This is a genomic window from Dyella sp., from assembly GCF_035277725.1.
In the GTDB taxonomy this organism is placed as follows: Bacteria; Pseudomonadota; Gammaproteobacteria; order Xanthomonadales; family Rhodanobacteraceae; genus Dyella_B.
In genome coordinates this window covers 20434-43211 of record NZ_DATEJY010000057.1, presented here as the reverse complement: position 1 = coordinate 43211, position 22778 = coordinate 20434, and the positions used below count along the sequence as shown (strand labels likewise).

At 60.8% G+C, this 22778-nt stretch carries 20 protein-coding genes; 12 read left to right on the top strand and 8 right to left on the bottom strand.

From position 1 onward, the window contains the following. Positions 1–67 precede the first annotated feature (67 nt). Positions 68–1321 carry a hypothetical protein gene (locus tag VJR68_RS05090; RefSeq protein WP_324146483.1) on the bottom strand — a complete coding sequence of 418 codons (1254 nt, stop codon included), beginning with the start codon at positions 1319–1321 and terminating at the stop codon, positions 68–70. A gap of 340 nt (positions 1322–1661) precedes the next feature. Between VJR68_RS05090 and VJR68_RS05085 the strand changes: the two genes are divergently transcribed. Continuing rightward, positions 1662–2399 carry a 2OG-Fe(II) oxygenase gene (locus tag VJR68_RS05085; RefSeq protein WP_324146482.1) on the top strand — a complete coding sequence of 246 codons (738 nt, stop codon included), beginning with the start codon at positions 1662–1664 and terminating at the stop codon, positions 2397–2399. Between the two features lie 99 nt (positions 2400–2498). Here the strand turns inward: VJR68_RS05085 and VJR68_RS05080 are convergent, their stop codons facing one another. Continuing rightward, complete coding sequence (locus VJR68_RS05080) at positions 2499–3101, bottom strand: restriction endonuclease (protein ID WP_324146481.1); 603 nt, start codon at positions 3099–3101, stop codon at positions 2499–2501. Positions 3102–3539: 438 nt separating this feature from the next. On the opposite strand from VJR68_RS05080, the gene VJR68_RS05075 reads away from it, so the two are divergent. Further along, positions 3540–3929, top strand: a complete 390-nt coding sequence (locus VJR68_RS05075; protein WP_324146480.1) for a hypothetical protein — start codon at positions 3540–3542, stop codon at positions 3927–3929. A 123-nt stretch (positions 3930–4052) separates the two neighbouring features. Then, complete coding sequence (locus VJR68_RS05070; RefSeq protein WP_324146479.1) at positions 4053–4427, top strand: hypothetical protein; 375 nt, start codon at positions 4053–4055, stop codon at positions 4425–4427. Positions 4428–4465: 38 nt separating this feature from the next. On the opposite strand, the gene VJR68_RS05065 is transcribed toward VJR68_RS05070, so the two are convergent. Both VJR68_RS05065 and VJR68_RS05060 read right to left on the bottom strand, forming a co-directional pair. After that, positions 4466–5707 (bottom strand): MFS transporter, encoded by a 1242-nt coding sequence (locus VJR68_RS05065; RefSeq protein WP_324146478.1) that lies wholly within the window; start codon positions 5705–5707, stop codon positions 4466–4468. 284 nt (positions 5708–5991) lie between these two features. Further along, complete coding sequence (locus tag VJR68_RS05060; RefSeq protein ID WP_324146477.1) at positions 5992–6489, bottom strand: VOC family protein; 498 nt, start codon at positions 6487–6489, stop codon at positions 5992–5994. 569 nt (positions 6490–7058) lie between these two features. Between VJR68_RS05060 and VJR68_RS05055 the strand changes: the two genes are divergently transcribed. The 4 genes from VJR68_RS05055 to VJR68_RS05040 all read left to right on the top strand — a co-directional run bounded on the left by VJR68_RS05055 (position 7059) and on the right by VJR68_RS05040 (position 12534). Then, complete coding sequence (locus VJR68_RS05055) at positions 7059–8399, top strand: carbohydrate-binding protein (RefSeq protein WP_324146476.1); 1341 nt, start codon at positions 7059–7061, stop codon at positions 8397–8399. A 254-nt stretch (positions 8400–8653) separates the two neighbouring features. Then, entirely contained in the window at positions 8654–10270 is a 1617-nt protein-coding gene (locus VJR68_RS05050) for a carbohydrate-binding protein (protein ID WP_324146475.1), read from the top strand. A gap of 345 nt (positions 10271–10615) precedes the next feature. Further along, entirely contained in the window at positions 10616–11599 is a 984-nt protein-coding gene (locus VJR68_RS05045) for a sulfotransferase (RefSeq protein ID WP_324146474.1), read from the top strand. A gap of 92 nt (positions 11600–11691) precedes the next feature. Beyond that, complete coding sequence (locus tag VJR68_RS05040; protein WP_324146473.1) at positions 11692–12534, top strand: DUF3014 domain-containing protein; 843 nt, start codon at positions 11692–11694, stop codon at positions 12532–12534. Between the two features lie 144 nt (positions 12535–12678). Here VJR68_RS05040 and VJR68_RS05035 read toward each other — a convergent pair whose 3' ends face one another. Further along, positions 12679–13875, bottom strand: coding sequence for a hypothetical protein (locus VJR68_RS05035; RefSeq protein WP_324146472.1), 1197 nt, complete (start codon positions 13873–13875; stop codon positions 12679–12681). A 309-nt stretch (positions 13876–14184) separates the two neighbouring features. Between VJR68_RS05035 and VJR68_RS05030 the strand changes: the two genes are divergently transcribed. After that, positions 14185–14685, top strand: coding sequence for a DinB family protein (locus VJR68_RS05030; RefSeq protein WP_324146471.1), 501 nt, complete (start codon positions 14185–14187; stop codon positions 14683–14685). Between the two features lie 4 nt (positions 14686–14689). Here the strand turns inward: VJR68_RS05030 and VJR68_RS05025 are convergent, their stop codons facing one another. Next, positions 14690–15490 (bottom strand): SDR family oxidoreductase, encoded by an 801-nt coding sequence (locus tag VJR68_RS05025; protein ID WP_324146470.1) that lies wholly within the window; start codon positions 15488–15490, stop codon positions 14690–14692. 88 nt (positions 15491–15578) lie between these two features. Between VJR68_RS05025 and thpR the strand changes: the two genes are divergently transcribed. The 3 genes from thpR (at position 15579) to VJR68_RS05010 (ending at position 19398) form a co-directional block, all read left to right on the top strand. After that, positions 15579–16166 carry an RNA 2',3'-cyclic phosphodiesterase gene (gene thpR, locus VJR68_RS05020; protein WP_324146469.1) on the top strand — a complete coding sequence of 196 codons (588 nt, stop codon included), beginning with the start codon at positions 15579–15581 and terminating at the stop codon, positions 16164–16166. 85 nt (positions 16167–16251) lie between these two features. Next, on the top strand, positions 16252–17037 hold the full coding sequence (locus tag VJR68_RS05015; protein WP_324146468.1) for a methyltransferase: 786 nt from the start codon (positions 16252–16254) through the stop codon (positions 17035–17037). 762 nt (positions 17038–17799) lie between these two features. Next, the gene (locus tag VJR68_RS05010; RefSeq protein ID WP_324146467.1) at positions 17800–19398 is read left to right on the top strand and encodes a S8 family serine peptidase; all 1599 of its coding nucleotides are present in this window, start codon (positions 17800–17802) and stop codon (positions 19396–19398) included. 281 nt (positions 19399–19679) lie between these two features. Here VJR68_RS05010 and VJR68_RS05005 read toward each other — a convergent pair whose 3' ends face one another. Continuing rightward, on the bottom strand, positions 19680–20777 hold the full coding sequence (locus VJR68_RS05005) for a glycoside hydrolase family 18 protein (protein WP_324146466.1): 1098 nt from the start codon (positions 20775–20777) through the stop codon (positions 19680–19682). Positions 20778–20875: 98 nt separating this feature from the next. Between VJR68_RS05005 and VJR68_RS05000 the strand changes: the two genes are divergently transcribed. Then, the gene (locus VJR68_RS05000; RefSeq protein ID WP_324146465.1) at positions 20876–21121 is read left to right on the top strand and encodes an oxidoreductase-like domain-containing protein; all 246 of its coding nucleotides are present in this window, start codon (positions 20876–20878) and stop codon (positions 21119–21121) included. Here the strand turns inward: VJR68_RS05000 and VJR68_RS04995 are convergent, their stop codons facing one another. Continuing rightward, a complete protein-coding gene (locus tag VJR68_RS04995; protein WP_324146464.1) occupies positions 21122–22624 on the bottom strand; it encodes a S10 family peptidase in 1503 nt (500 codons plus the stop codon). Positions 22625–22778: the final 154 nt, after the last annotated feature.

Genomic DNA, 22778 nt, shown 5'->3' with positions numbered 1-22778 from the left:
TTCAGGTTGCCGAGAAAAAGAAGCCCTGGCCAGCGCGAGCGGCCAGGGCTTTGTCGTTACAAGCGGCTTATCCGCCAGGCGGGTGTTGTTCCTCGTGTTTGTTTTCATGCGGCGGTGGTGCCTGGCGCGGCGGCTCGGCGGGGTGGGGCGCCTGCTCAGGGTGCGGTGCCGGGTGATAAGCCGGTGCCGGTTGCGGCGCAGGGTGATATGCAGGCTGCGGCTCAGGACGCGGCCGCTCCGGCGCCATCTCGCGCGGCGGCGGTGCATAGTGCGGGACTTCGCGCGGGGCGGGCGCTTCGCGTGGGGCCTCGCGCGGCGCAGGCGCTGCTTCGGGGCGCGGTTGCATGTGCGGGGCGCCGACGTTCTCCGGTCGTTCGAGCGGACGGTTCGGTGTCACCGGCGCACGCGAGGGCTCGGCGTTCGGGTTTTGTCCCGGATGCGGTGCGAAATGCTCCGAGGGCAGGCCTGGACGTTGCGTGGGTTGCGAATGTCCTTCCGGAACGGGACGCGGTCCCGGACCTGGATGCGGCGCGCCACCTTCCGCCGCATGCGCCCCACGCGCCGCGACGATACCTGCGCCGGTGAATGCAGCTGGTCGCGCCGTCGCTGCAATCGGCGGAGCGCCATGGTTTTCCGAAGCACGCAGTGCACGGTTCTCTCTCGCCATCGTCATCTGCTGCCGTTGTGCCGCGACCGGCGGCGTGTGCTGGGCACGCTGGTATGCCATCTGCTGTGACGTCGGCGCGGCGCGTACGCCACCGTTGCCGCCGTTGTAGCTCACGCGATTGACGGTGATGTTGTTGACCACGGTCTGGTTGTACACGTTGGTGACGTGCACGTTGCTGATGTTGTTGACTGTGCGGTTGTAATAGAAGCCGTGCGGTCCCCAGCGTCCACCTTCGTAGCCGCGGCCGGTGTAGCCGTAGCCGTAGTCGATGCCGCCGTAGTAACCCACCTCGGGGCCCCAATACCCTTCATGGAAGACGTACACGCCGTCGTCGTTCCAGGCCCAATAGGCCGGCGTCCACAAGGCGCCGGTGTAGGGCGCCATCACCCACGTGCCCGGCACCCAGTAGTACTCGGCGCCATCCCAGGCCCAATAGCCAGGCACCCAGATGTAACCGTCATCCGGAATGGGTGGTTGGTCGTAAACCGGCAACGGCGGCGGCGGCGAACCCGCCGTGATGGTGACGCCGATCGATACCTGTGCCTGCACCGGCGTCGTTACGAACGCAAAAGCCGTAGCCGTCAGCACGCAGGCGCCAAGCGCGAGCGCACTGCAACGCGTTGCGGCCTTGCGCATCAGAACATGGTGTTTCATGGGTGTTCCTCTCCTGGCGGGGTGCGTGGAGAGAAGCTAGCGCATGCCATGCCACGGAATACTGAGCGAGCGCCGGTGTCGTTCCCGTTCAATTAAGCAGTGTTGTGAGGTTCGACGCTGCGTTGACACGCAAGCACTTGTACCGCTTGCGTAATTTGCACATGAATCACCAGCAACACGCAAAACGGTGATGCGGCCATCGCTTGCGCATGCCTTACGAGGGCCGCAGCGCCACGTGAAAAAATGATCTGCTGCTTGCGAAGGCGCAGCCATGGCAATAATCGGAGTGTCATGCGTCGATGCGCACGTTAGCTTGTGCCGTTTCATGAGGAGATTGCCGATGAAGATCCATCACGCCGAATGGGCTGCACAGACGCGCAAGAACGATCAGGATCAGCTTGACTGGCATCGCCTTGGGGAGGACCTCGACCGTTATGGCGTCGCCCATATTTCTGGATTGCTGCCGGCAGATGCATGTCATGCGTTGACTGCGTTGTATGGCGAGGATCGTCATTTCAGAAGCCGTGTGGTGATGGCGCGGCACGGGTTCGGCAGCGGCGAATACAAGTATTTCGCCTATCCGCTGCCTGCGTTGATCCAGCAATTTCGTACTCGCTTCTATCCACCGCTGGCCGAGATCGCCAATCGCTGGAACCAGGCGATGAATATCGACGTGCGTTATCCGGCTACCCACGCGCAATACGTTGAGCGCTGTCATGCGGCAGGCCAGCGTCGTCCGACACCGTTGCTGCTGCAATACGCGGCTGGCGATTACAACTGTCTGCATCAGGATCTCTATGGCGAACACGTGTTTCCGTTGCAGATGGCGATTCTGCTTTCGCAGCCCGGCAAGGATTTTACCGGTGGCGAATTCGTGCTCACCGAGCAACGGCCACGCATGCAATCGCGGGCGGAAGTGGTGCCGCTAAAGCAAGGCGACGCGGTGGTGTTTGCCGTACATCACCGGCCGGTGCAAGGCACGCGCGGGGTGTATCGAGTGATGATGCGGCACGGGGTGAGCCGGCTTCGCTCGGGGCATCGGCATACGGTGGGGATTATTTTTCATGATGCGGTGTGACGACACTTGCGTGATCTGCTCCCTCCCCTACGAAAGCAGGGGAGGGATTACTTTTTCAAGGTAAAAAGAAAAACCGCGCATCGCGCGGTTTTTCATCCATCAAGTTTGCGCCGCCGTACGCGGCCGATGATGCATCGGCGGTGGCGAGGAAGGTGCGCGGAATGGCACCACGCCAGCATGGATCGGCAATTGCGCGTCACTCAACATGGCCAGCAGCGTTTCGCCATAGATCAGCTCGAACGGCTTGCCGGTGACGAATTTCCACGCATCCTCGGTGTAGTCGCCGCAAGCGACGATCTTCACGGCGGAAGCGTGGTGGTACTTCATCAGGTTGTGCATCTCGCGCACGTCTTTCACGTCGACGTTGCGATGTTTCCAGTGACGGCACTGCACCAGGGTGGTCATGCTGTGCTTGTGCAGGATGAGGTCGAGGCCATCGTCCGCGTCCGCGCGACCGGCGCGCTCTACCGTGTAGCCGCGAAAGCGAAAGGCCTGTGCCATGCGCTCCTCGAATACGCGCCAGTGCATCTCGCTCAGGTCCGCCAGTTGATCGCGCACGATCAGGCGATGCATGCGTTTGCGGTAACCGACGCACGTGGCGAAAGCGGTGAACCAGCAAGCGATCAGGGCCATCCACAACAAGGTCATGTAGCTGGCGCTGTGCGCGCCGCGCCCGTAGTGGACGTCCAGGTAAACGCTCACACCGAGCAATGCCCCGGCGGGCCAATGCACCCGGATGAATCGCTCAATGCGATGTGTTCTCTGCTTCGCCATCAACTCCCCCGAGCTGTGAACGTTGCTACTGAACCGCGAGTCGACCTTAGCGCGGACCATTCTTGAGATCAGCGTGCAGCGCGGCATTCAGCCGCAGTGCTGTTCTGTCGCGGCGTGGCGCGTTTTATGAGGGTGCTTTGGTGCAATGCAGCGATATTTTTCATGCCAACGCAGGCCGGTGGATGACATGAAGGCCAGCTGTCGCCTGGCTTTTCACGTTTTCTCCATGCCACGGGCCGCAGCGGTATGCTCTGACCCGTCAACGGCCAACGACTGGATTTCCACGGCTTTTTCACATCTCGCATGCCACACCGGACACGCGGCATCGCCGCCTCGTCAATCTGCCTTCGATGGGGAAGCATGGCTATGAGCAAGACCGACACCTGGACCCGCAACACCCCCGTCAACTGGGACGATCCGCAGCTGGTTTCGCTGCTGAGCCGCAGCGAAAGCTGGAGCATCGACAACCGCGGCGGTTTCACGCCGCAGCATGTGCAGGTCTATCTCGGCTGGAGCGGTTCGGTGGGCCGATCGGCCACCCTGGTATGGGAGCGCGACAGCGCCGTGGTGGTGGAAGCCACGTTCGCCCTTCCGCAAGGCGAGCAGGTGCGCGTGGACAAGCATCTGGGTGATCGCATCCGCACGTTGTGGGGCGTGGTGGTGGATGGGCGCGAGGGTTACCGTGATGAGGATCGCCGCAAAGGCATCCACGTGTATTGGCTGCAGGTGCTGAACAAGCCCAACGATTCGTTCTAAAGAAAGGCGGCGGCAGGCCGATAACTGGCTTGAGCACGTCAGCCGTCCAAAGCGTTTACTCGGCTTGCTGCATGCGGCAACGGGAAGCTGCTGGCGTGATGCTTGCAGGAAACGTAACGCGGTATGAGCCACATAAAATCCATGCCAAAGGTGTCGAACACGCAGGTGGACTGGAGCGATCCGCGCCTGGAAGCGCTATTGCGCAAAACCGAGGAATGGAAACTCGACAATCGCGGTGGTTTTCCCGCGCAGGATGTGCAGATCCATCTCGGCTGGGGTGCCAGCGCGGTGCGTAAGGCGGTGCTGGTGTGGGAAGCCGATCGCGTAATGGTGCTGGAAGCGAAGTTCCTGATTCCGCAAGGCGAGCACGTGCGCGTGGATCGCATTGCCGCCGGCAGCATGCGCACCGTATGGGGCGTGGTGGCGGAAGGGCGCGAAGGATTTCGGGAAGAGGACAAGGAGAACGGCGTGTACGTGCATTGGTTGCACGTGGGCTGAGCCGTTCGAGTCGACGTAGGCTGGGATGAAATCCCGGCCTACGTAGCCACATCCCGTTGTTGCGTTTGCGCCTGCGCATGCTCCTTCATCGCCTGCATCTGCAACACCAGCGCAAGCACGACGGAAGCCATCGCCGCCAGCGCGGCAAAGCCGTAGATGGCGTTGTAACCCATGCCGCCGGCCACCCAGCCGCCGAGTGGGCCGGTCAGCGCCATGGCGACATCCATGAATACCGAATAGACGCCGAGTGCCGAACCGCTGCTATGTGCGGGCACGCGGTGCACGGCTTCCACGCCTAGCGCGGGAAACACCAGCGAAAAGCCGAGGCCGGCGATGGCGGCGCCCATGCCGGCCATCACAGCGGTATGGGCCAGGCACAACACGATCAGGCCGATGGCTTCCACGGATAGCGACACCATCGCAACACGATAGCCGCCCACTGTCGGAATGGTGCGGGCAAAGATGAAGCGGACACCCACGAACACCACGCCGAATACCGTCAGCGCCAGCGCCGCGTTCGACCAACCGTGCGCGGCATAGAACAGTGTGATGAAGGTAGCGATGCAGCCGAAGCCGATCGAGCCGAGCGCCAACCCGATGCCGTATGGCACCACACGCGCCGCCACGGTGCGGAACGATGCGCGCTCGCCGGTGACGGTGATGGTGGCGCGCTTCAGTTGCGCCAGCGGCAAGGCGGCGAGCGCCAGCAGCAAGGTCACGGTGCCGATGATGGCAAAGCCATAGTGATGGTCGAGCAGCACGCCCAGCGGTGCGCCTGCCGCCAGCGCGCCATAGGTGGCCACGCCGTTCCACGAAATCACGCGGGCGGTATGGCGATGTCCCACCTGGCCCATGCCCCAGGCGATGGCGCCGGTACCGACACAGCTTTCCGCGCATCCGAGCGCCAAACGCGCGATGAAGATCAGGCACAGGCTCAGCCACGGCACGCGGGTGGCCAACGCGGCCAGCAACAAAAGCCCGCCGCTGGCAGCGCACATCATGAGCCCGGTCATCACGGTGCGCTTGGGGCCCTTGGCATCGGCCATGCGCCCGGCATGCGGGCGGCTGAGCAGGGTGGCTACGTATTGAATGCTGATCGCCAGGCCCGCGAGCATCGCGCCGAAACCGAGATTCGTATTCACGAAACCGGGCAGCACGGCCAGCGACAGGCCGATGGTCAGATACGCCGCGAAGGTGAACGCGACGGTGCTGAGGATCGACAGCAGTACGCCGGAGTGACGACCTTCCTGGGTCGCTGAAGGATGTGAGGCATCAGCCATGATGGGAAAGGCAGGAAAGGCCGGGGGCGGTGACCATTATAGGCCGCCATGGTGCGGTGCGTCATGCACGAAGTGACGCGATGCTTGCTTATTCATCGAAAGGCCGCCCCGCTCTCGCAGGCAACCATGAATGGTGGGCGGTGGGCGGAAGCGGTAGGTTGGGTTAGCGCAGCGTAACCCAACATTTTCGGCGCGACGCGTTGGGTTACGCCGCGCTAACCCAACCTACGCCAATTCATCAAAGGCAGTTGCTTGGCCGTCCGGCTTTCGGTTTTGCGCGAAACCTACGCAGCCGCGTCCTGCAACACATCCAACTCCAGCTTCTTCATCGCCAACACCGCTTTCATCACGCGTTGCGCTTTTTCCGGATCGCAAGACGTCAGCAGTTCGATCAATTGCACTGGTACCACCTGCCAGGAAACCCCAAAGCGATCCCGCAGCCAGCCGCATTGCTGCGCAGCTGGCTCCCCGCCTTTCGATAGCGCGTTCCAGTAGTGATCCACCTCGGCCTGGGTGCGGCAGTTCACCACCAGCGACATGGCGGGATTGAACGCAAACACTGGCCCGCCATTGAGCGCGGTGAAGTGTTGGCCATCCAATTCAAACGCCACGGTCATCACCGAGCCTTCAGGGCGGCGTGCGGCCCTGGCGCTTTCGCTGTTGTAGCGAGTGGTGGCGAGGATGCGGGAGTTGTTGAACACCGATACGTAATAGTTCGCGGCTTGCTCGGCTTCCTCGTTGAACCACAGGAAGGGCGAGATACGTTGAAAGCGGTTGTTCATGACGGATGTCTCCGTGGGGGAAGGGCCTTGTCCATGCGACGAGCGTAGTTGCCCGGGATCGACAACGGCGCCGAGGTTTTTGAATCGAACAAAAGCCGGACATGCTGGCCATCGTTGTCACGCATGTCTGGTTTTTCGCATGCCGCGAAAACGGGCCCTTCGCGTCCCTCCTGCTGCGCCGTTTTGATGCGGCATGGAGCGCGCCTGCCCAGGATCATTGCGGGCCGTGCATCGCTCGCATGCGGCGACTGCTGCGATGCAACGGCAAAAACCTGCGTTTCCAGCGCGTTGAGCGTGAGCGATGTGCATGCGATGTGAATGCATGCCGCGCATCACATGACATTTTTTCCTTTGCGATAGGAATCACGTTCTAGCGTGGGCAAATCGGCCAATCACACTGGACAACGTTGTCATATAGGGCCAATACTCGCGCCACTTTGCAGCTTCATGACAACACGCGGTGCCGCGCAGGAAGCGGTTGGCGACTGTCCCCCATGGCCGTCCGGAATGCGGTCGTGAATCGCCGATGTTCTTTTCACTTGTCCGTTCATCCGTCTGGAGACAGTCACATGCTTGAGAAGAAGAAGTCGACGAAGTGGTCCACCCTGGCCTTGAGTTCGCTGAGCACCGCCGTCGGTGCAGCGATTTCCACCACCGTGCTGACGGCGGCGCCAGTGCAAACCGTGCATGCACAAAGCACGTGCGCCGCGCCGTGGAGCGCAAGCACCATTTACACCGCTGGCAATACGGCCAGCGAGAACGGCATCAACTACAAGGCGAACTGGTGGACACAGGGCAACGACCCGGCCACCAACAACGGTGGTCCGGGCAGCGGCCAGCCGTGGACGTCGCAGGGCTCGTGTACATCGACGCCGACGCCAACACCCACTCCGACGCCAACCCCGACCCCGACACCAACGCCCACGCCAACGCCTACCCCGACGCCCACGCCTGCACCGAGCGGCTTCGTATTCAGTCCGTACAAGGACATCACTATCAATCTCAACTGGAACACCAACGTCATGCAGACGGCGGTGACCGGTTCCGCGATTCCGGTCGTGGGCAGCGGCAGCTTGTATTCCAACTACGAGCCGAACCTGCCGGCGATCACGCTGGCGTTCGCCACCGGCACGTGCGGCAGTGAAAACTGGGGCGGCGTATCGGCGTCCGGTTTCGTCTCCGGCAACATCAATGCGCTCAATAGCGCCGGGTTGAACTACATCGTATCGACCGGTGGCCAGGCGGGTACGTTTACCTGCGGATCGCCATCGGCCTTCGAGAGTTTCATTGCGAGGTATTACACCTCGCACATGATCGGCGTGGACTTCGACATCGAAGGCGGCCAGACGCAGGCGGATATCCAGCAATTGGTCGCCAACGTGGCAGCGGCGCAATCGCAGTATCCGAACCTGCGCTTCTCCTTCACCGTGGCAACGCTGGGTGCATCGGATGGCAGCTACGGCAGCGTCAACCAATTGGGGCAATGGGTGATCCAGGCGGTTAAGGCATCCAGCCCCGCGATCAACCACTACACCATCAACCTGATGACGATGGATTACGGCGGCACCAGTGCAGCCAATTGCGTAGTAGTGAATGGCGCGTGCGAGATGGGGCAATCCGCGATTCAAGCGGCGACCAATGTGGAGCACACCTACGGTATTCCGGCCAGCCACATCGAATTGACGCCGATGATCGGCCAGAACGATTCACAAGGCGAAATCACCACGTTGGCCGATATCGACAGCATCACCAACTACGCCACGGCCAACGGCCTGGCTGGCGTGCACTTCTGGTCGCTGGATCGCGACATGCCGTGCGCAGCGGGTTCGGCTTCGGCTACATGCAATTCGTATCCCAGTGTGGGGGCGTTGGGATACACCAATGAGATCCTGAAGGATCTCGGCAAATAACAAGCAGGGATATCAGGGGAGTTCTCCGTGACGGTCCGGCATGCGTGCCGGACCGTCGTGGATGCAACAGCGCGGAAGGCGGATTGGCGGAAGCGCGCCGCGTGTCGATGTGAGCGATCGCAAAACTCTTTCAACGCAATACCGGTGCATGGATGCGTGACGGCGTCCGCTCCCGCATGGCCGCCCGGAATGCGGTCATCACCACGCCGCTATTTCTCACCTGTAACGGTTCATCCAATTGTGGAGACAGTCCCATGCAAGTGAAGAGATCAACGAAGTGGTCCACCCTGACTATGAGTTCGTTGGGCACCGCCGTCTGCGCGGCGCTTTCCACCACCGTGCTCACTGTGGCGCCCGTGCAAACCGTGCATGCGCAAGCTACTTGTGCAGCACCGTGGGTATCGACCGATGTGTATGTCGCCGGCAACCAGGCCAGTGAGAACGGCGTCAACTATGTCGCGAATTTCTGGACGCAAGGCAATGATCCGGCCACCAACAATGGCGGTGCGGGCAGTGGCGAACCGTGGACGGCGCAAGGCTCGTGTAGTGGCTCTCCGACGCCGACGCCGACGCCCACGGGTTGCGATCCGGTGTGGAGCGCTTCCACGGCTTACAACGGCGGTGCGCTGGTCAGCGAGAACAGCGTCAACTACAAGGCGAATTTCTGGACGCAGAACCAGAACCCCGCCACCAACAATGGAGCGGCCGGCAGCGGTGCACCGTGGACGTCGCTCGGCGCATGCAGCGGTTCACCGACGCCGACCCCCACGCCGACTCCAACCCCCACGCCAACGCCGACACCTACTCCGACACCCACGCCTACACCCACGCCTACACCCACGCCTACACCCACACCTACACCCACACCTACACCCACACCGACGCCGACGCCGACCCCAACACCCAGCGGTTTCGTGTTCAGTCCGTACAAGGACATGAGCATCAACATGAACTGGAATACCTATGCCATGGGTACGGCGGTCACCGGTTCGACCATCCCGGTGGTGGGCAGCGGCAGCCTGTATTCCAACTACGTGCCGAAGTTGCCGGCGATTTCGCTTGCATTCGCGACCGGCGAATGCGGTAGCGAAAACTGGGCCGGCGTGACGCCCTCGGAGTTCATCTCCGCCAACATCACGCCAGGGGCGGCCAATTCGCTCGCCAGCGCCGGCTTGAGCTACATCGTCTCGACTGGCGGCGCCAATGGCGTATTTACCTGCGGATCGCCGTCCGCCTTCGAAAGCTTCATTGCCAAGTACTACACCGCGCAGATGATCGGCGTGGATTTCGATATTGAAGGTGGGCAATCGCAAGCGGAAATCCAGCAGTTGGTGGCCGACGTTGCCGCAGCGCAATCGCAGTATCCGAATCTGCGTTTCTCTTTCACGCTGGCAACGTTGGCGGCATCGGATGGCAGCTACGGTGGCGTGAATCAGTTGGGCCAATGGGTGGTGCAGGCGATCCAGGCATCCAATCCTGCCCTCAAGAACTACACCATCAACCTGATGACGATGGATTACGGCAGCGCCATCGCTTCCAACTGCGTGGTGGTGAGCGGCGTCTGCGAGATGGGGCAGTCGGCGGTGCAGGCGGTCAAGAACCTGGAGCACTCCTATGGCGTGCCGGCCAGCCACATCGAACTGACGCCGATGATCGGCCAGAACGATGCGGCCGGTGAAATCACCACGCTGGCAGATATCGACACCATCACCAACTACGCCACCGCGAATGGTCTGGCCGGCGTGCACTTCTGGTCGCTCGATCGCGATACACCGTGCGCGGCGGGTTCGGCATCGTCCACCTGCAACTCGTATCCGAGCGTGGGCCAGCTGGGGTACACCAACGAAATCCTCAAGGACATCGGCAAATAATAATAAGCAGGACCGCGCAAACCGTGCTGGCCGCCTGGCCAGCACGGTTTTCTGAAGCACGAGCAGACGAACACGCGTCTGTGACATCCAGCACGTTAGTGTGCGCATTGCTGCCGAAGGGGGCGGTCGGGAGGGGATAGCTGAACGGGAGTGCCGGGCCGGCGGTTGTCAGCAAGCGGCCGGACTCGACTTAACGTTTTGCAACGTAAGTATTTTTTGTGGACAGCGCGAAGAGGGATGTGTAAGTTGTGTCAACTTACGGCAGCCTGACGTGTTCGCCCGCTTGCCGGGTGCACGGCCCAGGTTTCAGCAGCCAATAAAAATAAGCAGGGGGCGTCGCTGCTCATGCAAAGAACGTTTGTTGTGGGGTGCCCGCGCTCGGGCACCACGATCGTGCAGGCCATGCTGGCGCGGCATCCGCAAATCTTCACCCTTCCGGAAACCGATTTCTTTCCTCGTTTGCTAGGCGGTCTCGACCACCGCTTCGGCGATGAGGGTGCGCAACCGCGCCGACGCAATATCGCGCGTCGCCTGGGGCTGACGCGCCGCTATGGCCGGCGCCAATACATCGCCTTGCAGCGTTCGCTGCTGGGTGACGATCAGGCTTCGGCGCGCGCGCCGTGGCGGGTGGACACGTGCGTAAAGCGCTTCTTCGCCATGCTGGATCAACTCGCGGAGCGCGCAGGCCGCGCCGCGTGGATCGAAAAAACGCCGCATCACTTGCTGTACCTGCCCGAGATCGAACGCTACCTGCCGGATGCGCGCTTCATCCATGTGATCCGTCCCGGCATGGACGTGCTGGCCTCGATCATGGATGCGCATCTGCGCTACAACAACACCTCGTTCAGTGGTGGCTTGCGGTTGTGGACGCGCCGCTGGAATCGCGCGGTGGACATCCATCGCACCTGCATCGGCGTGCGCAATCATTATTTCGTTTTCCTGGAAGATCTGGTGCGCCAGCCGGCGGTGGAATGGCAGCGACTGTGCAAATTCCTGGAACTCCCGACTGATCTCGAACTGGATCAGACCTGCCATCAGCATATTGCCGATCCCACGGCGGAGCCGTGGAAACAGGCCGCGCTGAGTGGCCTGCCGCAGCAAGCGGACAGCAAGGTGGAACAGTTGTTTGGCCCGCAATTGCGCGAATGGCTGCGCGAAAAACTGAGCAGCTACGAAGACCTGTATGCCGCCAGCAGCCTGGCCTACAACCGCGATGACAGCTTCAGCATGCCGGTACTCGCACCCCTGAAAAAGCGCGAGGACAAAACTGCTGTTGAAGCCGATGCACTTGCGGCGATCGCCAAGGAAGGGCGTTTCCGCGTCGCTTGATGGATGCAGCATGAAGCGGTGCGCTTCATGCCGAACGAATACGGTGCACGCCTGTCACAATGGGCACTCCCCTCCGTGAAACAGGCAGTATCGTGAATCGTAGAGTCCCCAAGCAGACTTCGTACGGCGGCTGGATCGCAGCCGTCATTGTCGTCTTCGCCGTGGTGGCGGCGGGTATTTATCTGGTGCAGCGCGCCATGCATCCGGTGGCGTCACCCAGTCCTTTGGCAACGCCGGCACCTGCGCAAACGACGCAACAACCTGCCAGGGCGTCGTCAGTCATCCAGCATCCGATTGCAGAAGCAAACGCAGGACCGGCGCCAACATCCACGGTAGCATTGCCGGCCCTTATGGATAGCGACGCCAGTGTGCGCGAAGCGCTGCAGGGCATGGTCCACAGCGGCAACCTTGGCTCGCTGCTGCAAAGCCAGATCATTTCGCGCGTGGTTGCAACCGTCGATGCGCTGCCGCGCCAAGGCATGGGCAGCACCAACATCCTGCCGTTGCGCACGCCAAGCGGCGCCATACTGACGGAAGAGGCCAACGGCGCCACCGTCATTAACGCCCGCAATGCAGAGCGTTATGCGACCTACATAACGGTGTTGAACGACGTCGATCCGCACATGCTGGTGACCTGGTACAAGCACAATTACCCGTTGTTTCAGGAAGCGTATCGGGAGCTGGGTTATCCGCATGGCTACTTCAACGATCGCTTGATCGTCGCGATCGACGACATGCTGACCGCACCGGATGTGCATGAACCTGTCGCGGTGGTGCGGTCAGGTGCTCATTACCATTTCGTCGATCCGCAGTTGCAAGCGCTGTCCAATGGCCAGAAGCTGATGGTGCGAATGGGACCTGCGAACGAAGCGCAGTTCAAGGCGAAGCTGCGCATGATCCGCGCGCTGCTGGCGGGTGGGCAGGTGGGGCATTAGTTCATGCGTGTCGTGCTGAGCTGAGGCCGGTGATGCACTACCTTCCCTGCCAATGCAGGGGGACCGTTTTCGCGGTGCTGAAACGACGAAAAAGGCCCGCAACATGCGGGCCTTTTTCATGACCATCAGAATCTCCGCCATGCGTTACCCGTGACGCGAATCATGTCCGCCACCACCGCCGTGCGGTGCACCACCTGACGGATGCGGCGCAGGCGCCGGGCGAAACGCGTGGTATTGCGGCGCTGCGGGAGCGCGGTATTGAGGCTGCGGGCGATACGCAGGCGCTGCATGGAATGCCGGTGCGGGGCGATAAGCCGTCGTCGGTGCGCGGTAGGTGTTCATGGCCGGCCGTGCCGCATGGCTTGCAGGGGCAACGCCGGTAACGCCGCCAGGCCGATAGACATTGCTGTAGCTGCCGCCGGGACGCGCCATGTTCGCCGTGGCCGGCGTATTCGCATGCGGCGCAAAGTTTGCCGAACGCAAGGCCGGCCCGTTATTCGCCGTTTGCGGTGCGTGCACCACGTTGTTGTTCATGCGCTGCGCGTTGAATGCCGTCGGCGTGAACTGGCTACCGTGCGCCGGTGTCACGCCTGCACCATTGAACGCACCGGGGCGTTGCGTGGCGGCGATCGGCGGATCCCCATGATTGAAGCTGGCGCGCATAGCCGGGTTATGGCTGGCCAGGGTCATCTGCCGTTGTTGCGCGGCGATCGGTCCCATGCGCGACTGGCGGGCGAAGGCAGCCTCTTGCGGCGTTGCGTGCGCCATGACACCGCCGCGGCCGCCGTTGTAGCTGACGCGGTTGACGTTGACGTTGTTGATCACCGTCTTGTTATAGACGTTGGTGATGTGCACGTTGTTGATGCGGTTGACGGTGCGGTTGTAATAAAAACCGCCGTGGCCCCAGTAGCCGCCGGCATAACCCACGCCGGTATAACCGCAGCCGTAATTGATGCCGCCGTAGAAGCCCACGTGGTAACCCCAGTAACCGCGATGGAATACGTAGAAACCGTCATTCCAGCCCCAATAGCCGGGTGTCCACAACGCACCGTAGAACGGTGCAATCACCCACGTACCGGGCACCCAGTAATACTCGGCGCCATCCCATGCCCAATAGCCAGGCGTCCAGATGTAGCCGGGACCGGGAATCGGCGGTTGCTCATACACCGGCAGTGGCGGTGGCGGGACGCCCACTGAAACGCCGACGCCGATATACACCCCCGCCTCCGCTTTTTGTGGCAACGCAGCGAGTGCGGCAATCGCACCAAGCAGACCCGCCAGCGCGCGCACGAGCAGAGTCCGCTTCATGGAAACATGCTGCGTAAGGCTGATGGTTTTCATGGCGTTTCCTCCTGGGTCTGCACCGTACTAGAGAAAACGCAGGAAGAATCGCCACGTTGCCTTCACGGCGCGTGACAAGTTCGTAGCGGTTCAGCAGCATAGGCATGCCGTCACTGATATATAGCGTGCAACGCCTTGTGCCGGATGGATTTGGCGGTTTTCGAATCGTTGCTAAACGAAAAAGCGTAAATGTTGCCTAGTTGGACCTGCGTGATACCGCTTATTCAAGGCTGATCGTCCCATCAAACGTCGAGACGGCAAAGCCAGATTTGCTGGGTTCAATGCCAATCAGAAAACCAAGGATTAGACATGCCGCCGCTTCGCCATCTTCAAATGCTTACCCGTTACCGCGCGTGGGCCGATCGCCTGCTTTTTCAGGCATTGGCCGACGTGCCCGAAGCGTCGTTGACTGCCACTCAGCCGATCGTGTTCGGCAGCTTGCTGCGCACATTGCATCACGCCTATTGCATGGACAAGGTATGGGCCACGCATCTGCAAGGCGTGCCGCATGGCTACACCTCGCGCAATCCGGAGGCCTGTCCCTCCTTCGCCGTGCTGCGCAATGCCCAGGCGGAGATCGACGAATGGTATATGCGCTATGCCGAAACGCTTGATGCGCAGACGTGCGATGACGTCGTGGGATTCACCTTCATCGGTGGCGGCGAAGGCGAGATGCGCCGTGGCGACATTCTTCTGCACGTGGTCAATCATGCAACCTATCATCGCGGGCATGTGGCGATGATGATGTACGGCATGTCGGTGCCGCCGCCAACGACTGATCTTCCCGTCTTTCTGCGTGATGCGGGGTGAGCGGTTACACGTACTGCATCTTGATCGTCATGCCGCCGTCGACGACAAAACGTTGGCCGGTAACAAAACGCGCGGCATCGCTAAGCAGATAGACGGCCAGCGCGCCGATGTCTTCCGGTGTGCCCACGCGTCCGGCGGGATGCTGGGCATGATCCTGCTTGCTCAGCTTGGGTGCATGGCGTTCGGGCGGTTTCTTCCAGGCGTCGGTGGCAATCCAGCCGGGCAGGATCGTGTTCACGCGCACGCGCGGTCCCTTGCTTACGGCCATGGCATGCGTAAGCGCCACCAGCCCGCCTTTGGTGGCCGCGTAGGCTTCGGTATCCGGTTCGGATTGCAATGCGCGCGTGGAGGCGATGTGGATGATCGCGCCGCCCGCGGCTTGCAACGCCGGCAACGCATGTTTGCTGCATAGGAAGGCGCCGGTGAGGTTGGTGGCGAGGTAGCGGTTCCAGGTTTCCAGCGGCAATTCGTGCAAGGGGCCTTGATGCGGATCGGCGATGCCGGCGTTGTTCACCAGGCCGTGGAGTTGCCCGAAGCGATCGAGCGCGGCTTTGGTCCAGCTGCGCACACTGCTTTCGCGCGACACGTCGAGTGGGCGAAAAGCGGCGCGATCGCCTGCTTGCCATCCCTGCAGACAGGCTTTTCCAGCATCAGCATCCAGGTCGCCGATCATCACGCTGCCGCCCGCGCCGAGCACGGCCTGCGCAATGCCACGGCCGATACCTTGTGCACCGCCCGTGATCAACACCACGCGATCGTGCAGCGGCTGAGCATCGTAGGCGGTGATGGCAGGTGCCTTGGGCATGGCGATTTATCCGTCGTGAACCGTTGCGCATCGTAGTGCATGCCTGCATGCCTGCATGCCTGCATGACGAATGCGTTACCCTGCGCGCATGAGCAGGATCGAACCCTCCGCGTCTCAGGTTGCCGCGCGTACCGAAACGCATCGTCTGTTCTTTGCATTGATGCCGGATGCCGCCACGCGTCATGAGATCAATCATGCCGCCGCGTTGGTGCAGCAACAGCATCCCGAATTGCGCGCGCGCTGGGTAAGGCCCGAGCGTTTCCATGCCACCCTGAACTTTCTCGGCGATTTTCCAGCGCTGCCGGATGACGTGGTGGAGAAGGCGAGGGCCGCGGCAAATGGCATGCGTGCAGCAGCATTTGCCTGGATGCTGGACTACGTCGCCAGTTTCCGTGGCCGCGAGCCGCCTTGCGTACTGCGTGGTTCGCAAATGCCGGAGCCGTTGCTGGCGTTGTGGCGCAACATGCACACAACACTTGTCGAGACAGGTTTGCGGCTACGCGACGAACGCCAGTTCACGCCACATGTCACGCTGGCTTACGCCCGGCATGAGCTGCCGCAAGCCGTGCCAGTAGTGCCGCCTGTCGTTTGGCAGATTGACCGCTTTGTGCTGGTCCATAACGTAGTGGGAAAAGGCAATTACCAGGTTCTGGGAACTTGGGGGCTATCTGGGTAGTCCAGCGAATGGGCCACAAGTCACCTAGGCGGCCCTTATGAGCCGGTAGCACAATCCACGGGCTCCCAACCCTCAGGAGGTCGTCATGCGTTCGATATCTGTCGTACTGCTTGCGGCATTGGCCGTGCCAGCAGCAGCCCTGCTGGCACAGACACCGCAAGCGAATCACGTGCACGCGCTACAGTACGTGCCACCTTATATCCACGCCGCAGTCGCTGACCCGGCACGCGGGCAAGACACCAGCAACGATGCACGCCGCAAGATCACCGATGTGATGGTTTTCAGCGAAGTGAAACCTGGTGAAAAAGTATTGGAACTGATTCCCGGCAGTGGTTATTTCACGCGCGTGTTCAGCAACATCGTCGGCGCGAACGGCCATGTCTATGCGCTATGGCCCGATGAATACGTCAAGGTCGACGGCGATGAATTTCCGCCATTCCAGAAGCTGACGGCCGATCCGCATTATTCGAACGTGAGCATACTCAAGCAGCCTGCCGCGCAACTGAGCGTGCCGGAGCCGGTGGATATCGTGTTCACCTCGCAGAACTATCACGATTATCCGGACAAGTTCATGGGCAAGGTCGATACGGTGGCGTTCGACAAGCAGGTTTACAACGCGCTGAAGCCGGGTGGTTTGTTCATCGTGATCGATCACGTTGCGCCGGCGGGGTCAGGCATGGCCGATACCGATACCTTGCATCGCATCGACCCGGCGCTGGTGAAGAAGCAGGTGGAGTCAGCGGGTTTTGTGTTTGCGGGCGAAAGCAGCGTGCTGCGCAATCCGAACGATCCGCACACGATCAAGGTGTTCGATAAATCGATCCAGGGACATACGGATCAGTTTATGTATCGGTTCCGCAAGCCGGGTTGATACATGTTTCAGCGTGATTTAAGCCCTCCCCTACGTACAGTAGGGGAGGGCCGGGGCTAACGCTGCGAGCTGAAGGGGTAAATGGTGTCACTCAGGCCGGAGGGCTGGCGCCTGTCGTGATTGGCCCTCTCCCCTGCGGTAGTGGGGGTACTTTAGCGTGCTATCAAAATGTCGCCAGATAACATCCAATATATCCTCCGTGTGCATTAGCATCTCATCGTCGTGAAACAAGAAACCCCCGGCATTGCCGGGGTGGCTGGACGAATTTGATATTTACGGGAGTCCACCGCGGCAACTCCCACGTGAGCCGCCAAGCACACGAAAGGAGAGTCGCGAAGGACGAAGCCGAGAGCCTAAGTCACACCAAGTGGGAGTACAAATACTACGTGGTATTCATCCCGAAGTATCGAAAGAAGGCGATCTACAAGGAATTGAGAAAGCGCCAGGCTGAGCACCAGGGTTGAGTGCGTTTGAGTACGACTGTCACTGATAGCGTTTGACCAGCGCTATCCGCAAAGGGGCTCGTGAGTATCTATGGAAGTCTGGTCGAGGCACCTACATGCGCGAAGTGCTTGTATTACAAATGGTATAGCTCTTGTAGTACTGACTCGGACGAGTCCCCGCGCCTAGCATCACCATGCTTGTTGCCCTTCCGCGCTTGCGAGGAAGGAAGGATTGAGCTGTTTGCTCAATCCATTTGCGGGGAATTCGGGATAGCCGGCTCCTTGGCTCAAGAGCCAATTGCCACAAGGAAAAGCGCATATGAAGTCGTTTTTCAATCGTCGCCATACAGTACTGATGGCAGCCATGTTGTTGATCTTGCCAGCCGCCTATGCCACCAATAGGCAGCAGACCGCTGCCTCGAAAATATCGGCAGTGAGCAATCAGGAGACTGACACCTATGACAGGTTCATCATCTCCTACCGCGAAGGCAGCGGTATTCGCAACAACCCCGCGGAAGTAGCGAAGGACGTCCAGTTTGCGATAACCACTTCAGGCGTAGGTAGCATGGTGTCTGCTCGCTCTGGCGCAAGGGGATCACCGTTAACCGCAACCTATAAACGTAAGTTGGGTGTGGGCGCCGAGCTGGTTCAAACCTCGCGCAAGCTCGATCCGGCCGAAGCCAACGCGTTGATGCAAAAAATTGCAATGAACCCGGACGTCGTTTACGTGGAACCCGATCGAAAATTACGCATCGAAGTCGCGGCCGTGCCGGACTCTCATCCGCCGCGCGCTGAGGTTGGCAGTAAGGCATCCTCCACCGTGCCGTTGAAGTTCGACCCGAACGACCCCGACTACGATCCGTTTCAATGGAACTTCTACGCACCCGGGTCCAGTAGCGCAAACATCAACAATGGATGGAACTTGGCGAACGGCACGAACGTGACGATAGCCGTCATAGATTCCGGCATGGCGCCTAACCCTGATAGCAACGATACGTGGGTATGTGATGGCTACAACTTTTCCTCGGATGATGCTGCGTATGGAGAAAAATGTGCGTGGGATCCGGGCCATCCTCCGGGAAACCCCATCGGGCCTAGCACTTGGCATGGCACAAAGGTCGCCGGAGTGATCAACGCCAAGACCAACAACGGCATAGGTTTGGCCGGCGTGGCCTATAACGCCAGGTTGGTGCCGCTCCGTACCGTTCCCTATGATGGTGCCTACGTTTCAGACGTCGCCAATTCCATTGAATGGGCATCAGGCGGTCACGTTGAGGGCTTCGAGGATGCCGCGTATCCCGCTCAGGTCATCAACATGAGCTTCGGGAATTTGTTACCAGTGGGGCAGACATGCGCGGATAATTACCCAACCCTCGTTCGAGCTGTCCAGGACGCGGTCGCACGCAACGTTGTTCTGGTAGCTTCAGCTGGCAACAACAATGCCAACAATGCCACCCACATACCGTCCAGTTGCCCTGGCGTGATCGCCGTTGGCGCCACGGATTTTTTTGGTGCACGGGCCTGGTATTCCAACTATGGCGAGGCCGTTGCGCTGGCGGCGCCCGCGGGTGGGGCACGGCCTGATTCAACGGGCAATTATCCAACTTGCGCCAAGAACCAGGAGTGGTGGGGGTGTTCATGGATGCTGAGCAATTCGGGTACTTATGCCCCCAGTCCTGATGAGTCGCCCTACATAGCGGTAGATGTGGGTACATCATTTGCCGCGCCGTTGGTCACAGGCACGGTAGCGCTCATGATCAGTGCTCGGCAGAACGTTGGACTTCCTGCCGCTACGCCCGCTCAAATCAGAGACTGGCTGACCAGCAGCGCGCGCCATTTCCCCAGCACGCCCGACCAGCCCATCGGCAGCGGCATTTTGGATGCGCATGCGGCGGTAGTGAAGGCCATCGAAAACTAAGTAACGGGAAGTAAAGGGTGATGTGGATCCAGTAGAATGGCCCGCACCTGTGCGAACCACAAATGGCTGTTCGTGTTCGGCATCATTCAATGCAACACTGAGGTGGCGCAACTGCGCCACCTTTTTTTTTAACGCTCGTTGTGAAACAAGAGGCAGGGTATTGCCGGGAATTCCTGTTTCACAATGACGGGCATCGCAGTCTACGCCGGTTGCTACATGCCTAAGTTCCGAGCATTGCTGCCAGCGCAGAAGAGATGACGTTTCGTACAGCAGATGTACCGTCAGTTATTCAACCCTTTCCAAATCGCATCCAGCAACTCATCCGTGGGATCCGTCGTCTGCTCCCAATACATGATCCCGCCAAGATGCTCTGCTTTCACGTAAGCCGCTTTCGCCGCCATCGATTGCGGATCGTCGTAGGTAATGAAGCTATGCGTCTTCGCATTCCATAGCCACGGCGCCTGCGCCACGTCATCCCAATGACGCACGTAGCCTTGCTTGTTGATGAAATGTTGCTTCAGCACGGGCCACGGGACCATGTCCTGGAAATGTCCATAGGTTTGATACAAGCCATCGTGCTCAGGTTTCACATCTGCAAACTCGCGGCCATACATCGCCGCACCAATCAGCAATTTCTGCGGCGGAACACCCGCAGCGAGGAACTCCTGCACGGCGCGGTCGGTGGTGCGGCCGTCGCCCTTGATCAGCGGCGAGGCATGCAAGCCGGTGTGATGGCCGGTGGTGGGGGTGTTCGCGTTGACGAAGTCGTAGGTCATCAAATTGAACCAATCCAATAGCGGATTGATCGCTGGAATATCGATGCCGCTGACGAACGGACCATCCGCAATCGCCACACTTAGGGTGTAGTGCTTGCCATCTGCTTTGCCGATGCGATCGAGGCTGGTGCGGACCGCCTTGAGCAGCAGGGTGAAGTTGGCCTTGTCGTCGGGGCTGGACTTGATACCCGATTCATGGTGGCCGGGATATTCCCAGTCCACGTCGAGGCCATCGGCATGCCGGCTGGAGAGCATTTGCGCGGCGGTGTCGGCGAACAGCTGGCGCCCTTCGGCCGTGCTGGCGGCTTCCGAAAAGCCGCCGGTAGTCCAGCCGCCAACCGACACGTCCACCTTGAGCTTGGGATTCTTGGCCTTGAGCGCGAGCAATTTCTGCAAGTCTGCCGCGTGCTTGTCGTCGAGCGTCACGCGACCGTCCTTGAACTGCGCAAACGCGAAGATCAGCGTGTCGATCTTGCCGACGTCCTTGGTCTGCGCCGGTTCCCAACCGGTGGCGTAGCCGACGACGCGATATGACGACGGCGAAGCGTCGGCGATGGCGACGCTGCTTGCCGCGCACAGCAGCGGCAACAGCAGGGCGGCCATCCATCGGCCTGCTCGAGGCGGAACGTTATGCATCACTACACTCCTTTCAATTCATTCGATGATTCACCGGGCGCTTGATGCCGCGGCGGCGGGCTACCATGTTGATGATGTCTGATTTCCGCTTGCCCATGAACGACACATCTTCCCCAACCGAAAAACGCCTGCACGACGATCCGCCACCGCGTCCGCCGGTCGAGCCCGATGCTGGCGACTGCTGCGGCAACGGCTGCGATCCGTGCATCTTCGACCTGTACGAGGAGGCGCGGCAGCACTATCGCCAGGCACTGGCGGCATGGCGCGAGCGTCATCCCGGCGTGGATCCGGAAACGCTCGCGCCGCGTTGATCAGCGCACGCCGTACATGGCCTTGACGTCTTGCAGAAACGCCGCCTGGCTGCTCGGCCGCGTGTAGAACATGTGGCCGCCGGGATATTCCTTGACCTGTACACGCGTGGGATCGCCCATGTCAGGCATCTGGTCCACGATCAGCACGGAGGCCATGAACGGGCAGGACAGATCGTCCCAGCCATGCGCAATCAGTACGTGCAGGTTGGGATCATTCGCCACTGCTTCGCGCAGCTGTTTTACTGAGCCTTCGTTGGCGTCGTCGTCATCGTGCCAGGCCTTGTTCACGTCATAGCTCAACGCGCTGTAGCGGCCGTCGTATTTCCAGCCCACCGTCTGCGTGACGAAGTTGACCATGGCGGTGGTGGTCGGCGCGATGATGCCGTTGAGGATCGGGTCGCCGCCGACCTGGTGCGGCGCATACGGAAACGGATCCCATGCGGTGACGTTGGAGTCGTAGCGGCTGCCGAGCTTGCCTTCGCTGCGATACACCTCGCGCAGATAGGCCTGCGTTTCCAGGCGTCCGCCGGAGCGTTTGACGAACACGGGATCCAGGCCGGTGAGTTCCGTCACTTTCTTGATCATCGCATCGGTGGCGGCCTGATCAGTGTGGCCGCGCATCAGCGTGACAGCGTAATCGCCACGCGTGTAGTCGATGATCGGCGCCATCGCATCGGCCGTCAGCCGGTGCTCGCGCTCCAGGTGCGCGGCGGCGATGGAGGGCAGGGTGAGCATCCACGGCAGCGGCGAAACGTTCTCGTTGTCGGATGCGCCAGCGTCCAGATAGGGCGATAGCAACACCACGCCATTCATCGCCACGCCGAGCTGGGTCTGCAGGTATTCGGTGATGCGCGGCCCGCGGAAGCCGCCGTAGCTTTCGCCCACCAGGTATTTGCGCGATTCCATGCGGCCGTTCTTCACCAGCCAGTCGTAGATGATGCGCGACAGATAGCTGATGTCGCTGTCGGTGCTGTAGAACAGCTTGGTGGCCTTGTCCTGCGGCACCAGCGCACGGCTGTAGCCGGTGCCGATCGGATCGATGAAGATCAGGTCGGTGAAGCCAAGCCAGGTGCCCGGGTTGTCATGCAGCACGGCGGGGTCGGAAGGGTTGGCGCCGTCCACGCCGAAGTTCACCCGCTTCGGGCCGATCGCGCCGAAATTGAGGTAGACCGACGACGCGCCCGGGCCACCATTGAGCGCAAAGGTCACCGGCCGGTTCTTGCCGGGCATCGTGTACGCGGTAAACACCACTTGCCCGGTGACCGTGCCTTTTTCGTCGCGCACCGGCAGCTTGCCGACGGTGACGGTGTACTTCAGCGTGCGTCCGTCCACGTCGACGGCTTGGCTTACGTGCGCATCGGCCGGCAGCGGCGGTAGATGGAAAGCATCGCCACCTGCGCCATCTTGCGACGATGCCGGTTTGGCATCGTCGGCGGCGTGAACAAAAGGTGCTGCAGCAACCAGCAGCGCGGCGAGGAGGGTGGATGGGAGAGCTTTGCGCACGAGGGTTCCTTCAGGTGCATGAAATCCAGCAAGAGTAGCCAAGCGGGCGTCCGCGGCATTGTGCCCAAAGGCATGGATCACGTTTTTGCGGAATCAGAGATTGAAGCAGTTGCTGCGCTGCATTAAATTCGGCGCTTGATTTTGGGGAGACAGG

Coding starts and splice junctions, on each gene's coding strand:
- VJR68_RS05060 (WP_324146477.1), bottom strand. CDS start 6,489: ATGAACAACCGCTTTCAACGTATCTCGCCCTTCCTGTGGTTCAACGAG.
- VJR68_RS05005 (WP_324146466.1), bottom strand. CDS start 20,777: ATGGCCGCCCTGCTGTTGCCGCTGCTGTGCGCGGCAAGCAGCGTCGCC.
- VJR68_RS05025 (WP_324146470.1), bottom strand. CDS start 15,490: ATGCCCAAGGCACCTGCCATCACCGCCTACGATGCTCAGCCGCTGCAC.
- VJR68_RS05050 (WP_324146475.1), top strand. CDS start 8,654: ATGCAAGTGAAGAGATCAACGAAGTGGTCCACCCTGACTATGAGTTCG.
- VJR68_RS05075 (WP_324146480.1), top strand. CDS start 3,540: ATGAGCAAGACCGACACCTGGACCCGCAACACCCCCGTCAACTGGGAC.
- VJR68_RS05085 (WP_324146482.1), top strand. CDS start 1,662: ATGAAGATCCATCACGCCGAATGGGCTGCACAGACGCGCAAGAACGAT.
- VJR68_RS05055 (WP_324146476.1), top strand. CDS start 7,059: ATGCTTGAGAAGAAGAAGTCGACGAAGTGGTCCACCCTGGCCTTGAGT.
- VJR68_RS05030 (WP_324146471.1), top strand. CDS start 14,185: ATGCCGCCGCTTCGCCATCTTCAAATGCTTACCCGTTACCGCGCGTGG.
- VJR68_RS05070 (WP_324146479.1), top strand. CDS start 4,053: ATGAGCCACATAAAATCCATGCCAAAGGTGTCGAACACGCAGGTGGAC.
- VJR68_RS05045 (WP_324146474.1), top strand. CDS start 10,616: ATGCAAAGAACGTTTGTTGTGGGGTGCCCGCGCTCGGGCACCACGATC.
- VJR68_RS05000 (WP_324146465.1), top strand. CDS start 20,876: ATGTTGATGATGTCTGATTTCCGCTTGCCCATGAACGACACATCTTCC.
- VJR68_RS05015 (WP_324146468.1), top strand. CDS start 16,252: ATGCGTTCGATATCTGTCGTACTGCTTGCGGCATTGGCCGTGCCAGCA.
- VJR68_RS05090 (WP_324146483.1), bottom strand. CDS start 1,321: ATGAAACACCATGTTCTGATGCGCAAGGCCGCAACGCGTTGCAGTGCG.
- VJR68_RS05035 (WP_324146472.1), bottom strand. CDS start 13,875: ATGAAAACCATCAGCCTTACGCAGCATGTTTCCATGAAGCGGACTCTG.
- VJR68_RS05065 (WP_324146478.1), bottom strand. CDS start 5,707: ATGGCTGATGCCTCACATCCTTCAGCGACCCAGGAAGGTCGTCACTCC.
- thpR (WP_324146469.1), top strand. CDS start 15,579: ATGAGCAGGATCGAACCCTCCGCGTCTCAGGTTGCCGCGCGTACCGAA.
- VJR68_RS05010 (WP_324146467.1), top strand. CDS start 17,800: ATGAAGTCGTTTTTCAATCGTCGCCATACAGTACTGATGGCAGCCATG.